Annotated in this window: 4 protein-coding genes; all 4 read right to left on the reverse strand. The window is 60.5% G+C overall.

The window, feature by feature from the left end:
* Positions 1-642: 642 nt before the first annotated feature.
* Positions 643-1,545, reverse strand: a complete 903-nt coding sequence (locus tag K1Y02_26585) for a hypothetical protein (protein ID MBX7259950.1) — start codon at positions 1,543-1,545, stop codon at positions 643-645.
* A gap of 219 nt (positions 1,546-1,764) precedes the next feature.
* Entirely contained in the window at positions 1,765-1,950 is a 186-nt protein-coding gene (locus K1Y02_26590) for a hypothetical protein (GenBank protein ID MBX7259951.1), read from the reverse strand.
* A 32-nt stretch (positions 1,951-1,982) separates the two neighbouring features.
* On the reverse strand, positions 1,983-2,258 hold the full coding sequence (locus tag K1Y02_26595) for a hypothetical protein (protein MBX7259952.1): 276 nt from the start codon (positions 2,256-2,258) through the stop codon (positions 1,983-1,985).
* Positions 2,259-2,499: 241 nt separating this feature from the next.
* Positions 2,500-2,904 (reverse strand): hypothetical protein (locus K1Y02_26600; protein ID MBX7259953.1); only part of this gene is annotated, 405 nt, incomplete at its 5' end.

The following is a 2,904-nucleotide window of genomic DNA, read 5'->3' on the forward strand; positions in this document are numbered from 1 at the left end:
TGAACTTTGCACGAAATAAGACCGGCAACAACGGCCGGCGCGGGGTCTTCTCGGGCGCACGCGCGCCCGCGCATACCGTTCGGGGACGTCACAGCTGGCGTGTTGAACAAGTATGCGCTTCGCGGCGCGGGCGTGTACTTCGAAGCAACGCTACCGGAGGTATGCGCAACATTTGTTGCGCGCGGGCGCCGGCGCGCCGCGAATGTCGGGCATGGGTGCTATGACTGGCGCCGCCGTCACCGGCTTCCCGCCCACCAAAAAGGTCACCCCGCAACGGGCCATGGCGAGGCACGCGCAGGGTGACCGGTTCCCCCTCTGTAGGGAATGCGACGTAACGTCATATAGCTTGAACGGGACATCAGTCGAACTACGCACGTGCGGCGCGCCCTAACGGAACCCAGATCTACATGCGTCCGCCCGGGTGGTAGTCCCGCCAATCGGGATCGCATTCGATCGCGTCGCGGCGGCCGCAACTCGTGCAGAGGAGCCGGCGCCGAATAGCCACAAAGGACATGGACGGCGGGAAGCGAGCCAGTGGGAGTTCGGCCCAATGGTTGCAGGCGCGGCACCAGACGGCCGCGTGACGGACGCCGAGCCGCGTGATGTCGGTGACGGTGGCGAAGGGGCCGGTGAAGCGCACGGCTATGTCGAGAGCCCATCGGGCGTGGAATGCTTCGTTAGTTGGGCAATGATGTCGTCCCAGGTCCAGTCGCGCGGGGCGTAGAACGAGCCCGAGGGACGCGAGAAGCGGGCGTAGACGAACATCACCTCCTTGCGCGGCTTGTCGTCGACGGTCCAGCCCGGCGTACTCAATGAGTTGGGAGTTTCGCGGCGGACCATCACGACCGAGCGGCGCCAGCCGACTACCTGCCCGTCCATCGGCCCGCCGATGACCTTGATATTGTCACTGCTCATCATCGGACCTTCACCCAAGGGCATGATCGCGTTCTTGTCCTGCTCATCAACGCCGAGGAACATCGGCAGCGTCGACGGCATCGTAAATTGCAGCCGCTCCGCCAGGTCACGCATCGTCGCTAGCAGCTCACGGTCGTCCATCGTGCTGTAGCGTTGCTCGACCGTCGCATCCACCTGGAGCCGGTCGCCGTACTTCTTCGGCGCGAGCTTGGACAGAAGCCATTTACGCGTGTCCACACGGAGCTTGGCGGCCTGAACTTGCGCGGGGTCGAAGCGGAGATTGTGGTCGTCCGCGATGATGAGGATGTCTTCCGCCATCACGTCGAGGGCAGTTTCGCGCGCGCGCGCGTAGCGTTCAGCAAAGCCGTGCACGTCTTCCGTGACCCATCGCATGATGGTCGAGCGAGGAGGGGCGCCGGGCTCTGTGTCCTCAATCTGCTTGAGACTGTCGCCGCGCTCGATGCGGACGAGGATGCGCGTGGCGAGATCGGGCGCGTAGCTGGCAGGCCAAGATGGGTCCCGAGACTGATCGGCTTCGTCCTTGGCGCGCCGCTTGCCGTGAGCGGCTGCTGCTGCTTTTTCGCCTTCAGCCTTTTGAGGTGAGTATGTCTCCTTCGAAGGTACCGCCATCCTGATTAGCTCTCCGTTACGCCTTAGTCGCCGTTAATATAACATGCACTGAATCGAGCCTATACGCCAATTGGCCGACGTAACGCTGGCGACGTGCGATTGTCCCTGTGTTCATAGTCAGTTAAGCCATTAGCCGCTTCTGGGCCGAGGCCGCTGCTGTGCGTACTTCGCGAACAGGCGTCTTCATCGGTAACGTCTTGTCTGCCGCTAACCCGAACCCTAATGCATTTTACTCTTATCAAACTGCACGGGCATAATTTCCGGTTCAGAACTGCTGTTGGCTTTTACAATTGCAATCTGGCATTCAAGCTTATCGAGCAGCCCTTTCGCTACTTCGATCACGCCTAGACATTCTTCTTTCTGATCGTAAAGGATGCGGAGTAGTTCGCTATTGTGGTCGTTCATTGACTTAGTCCTTTCGTCTGCACGTTCGTTGACTAGAACTCGAGAATGCGTGACCGGGGCGATGAATCGCATCGCGGGTTCGACAATTGGCGCCGACCGCGCGGTTGCTGCTGCGGCTGAGCGGAAGCGTTCACCGCCGCAAGCGCGAGACCGTCTCCCCAAACCCGGAGCAGGGCCGAATAGCGTTGGCCCGAGTAGCATCGTTGCCCAGCAGGGCGGCCGTTGTTGTCGCCGGGCTCGACGAACAAATTCCACATGTTCTTGGCCATGAAGGCGATGACGCGGGCGCTGCCCAGCTTTCCGCTCATGTACCGCCTCCCGTTGGCGGATGTCCGCACAAAGAGTTTGAGCAAATGCACCTTGGGCTGATCGTTTGGTCCTCCGTCTCCCTTCAGTCTTGAAAACTGTGAGGCTTGTACGGCTCGGAACAGCGAAACATCGGAACACTCCTACTGGAGTGTGTTCCGCATGTTCCGCCTCTCGTTCCAACGCCGCCCGGCCGAAACATTTGAGAATGTTCAGGCTTGTTTCGGTTGTTTCGCGTGCGGTTCATCCGAGTAGCCAAACAAGATCGCCGTGCTGCCCAAGATGCCCATTTCCGGCCAACGTGCGGATGTGCCGGTTGATCATCGAACGCTTGCTGGCCTCGGTCGCTCCGTCAGAAAACCCGAGCTTCTCCGCGTATTTTCTGACCGTTTCCCTGGTCACACCTTCGCGCCCGATGGGGTAACGCGATCCTTGCGGAAGAGGTGAGCCCAAGTCGCTGACAGCTTGGCGAACCGCATTCAGGAACTCCGCTTGTTGTCCGTGTGGCCGCTTGGGCTTGGTCGCGCCCGAATGTTTCGTATGTTCCGGCGGGGTAGTAATTTCCACATAGCACGAGGTCGCCGAGCGCCCTTTTTCGGAACATCCAAGATGTTCAGGTCTCAGTTGAAAGCCCCAACGGAGCCCCGA

The organism is Candidatus Hydrogenedentota bacterium, from assembly GCA_019695095.1.
In the GTDB taxonomy this organism is placed as follows: domain Bacteria; phylum Hydrogenedentota; class Hydrogenedentia; order Hydrogenedentales; family SLHB01; genus JAIBAQ01.

Coding starts and splice junctions, on each gene's coding strand:
- K1Y02_26595 (MBX7259952.1), bottom strand. CDS start 2,258: ATGAGCGGAAAGCTGGGCAGCGCCCGCGTCATCGCCTTCATGGCCAAG.
- K1Y02_26590 (MBX7259951.1), bottom strand. CDS start 1,950: ATGAACGACCACAATAGCGAACTACTCCGCATCCTTTACGATCAGAAA.
- K1Y02_26585 (MBX7259950.1), bottom strand. CDS start 1,545: ATGGCGGTACCTTCGAAGGAGACATACTCACCTCAAAAGGCTGAAGGC.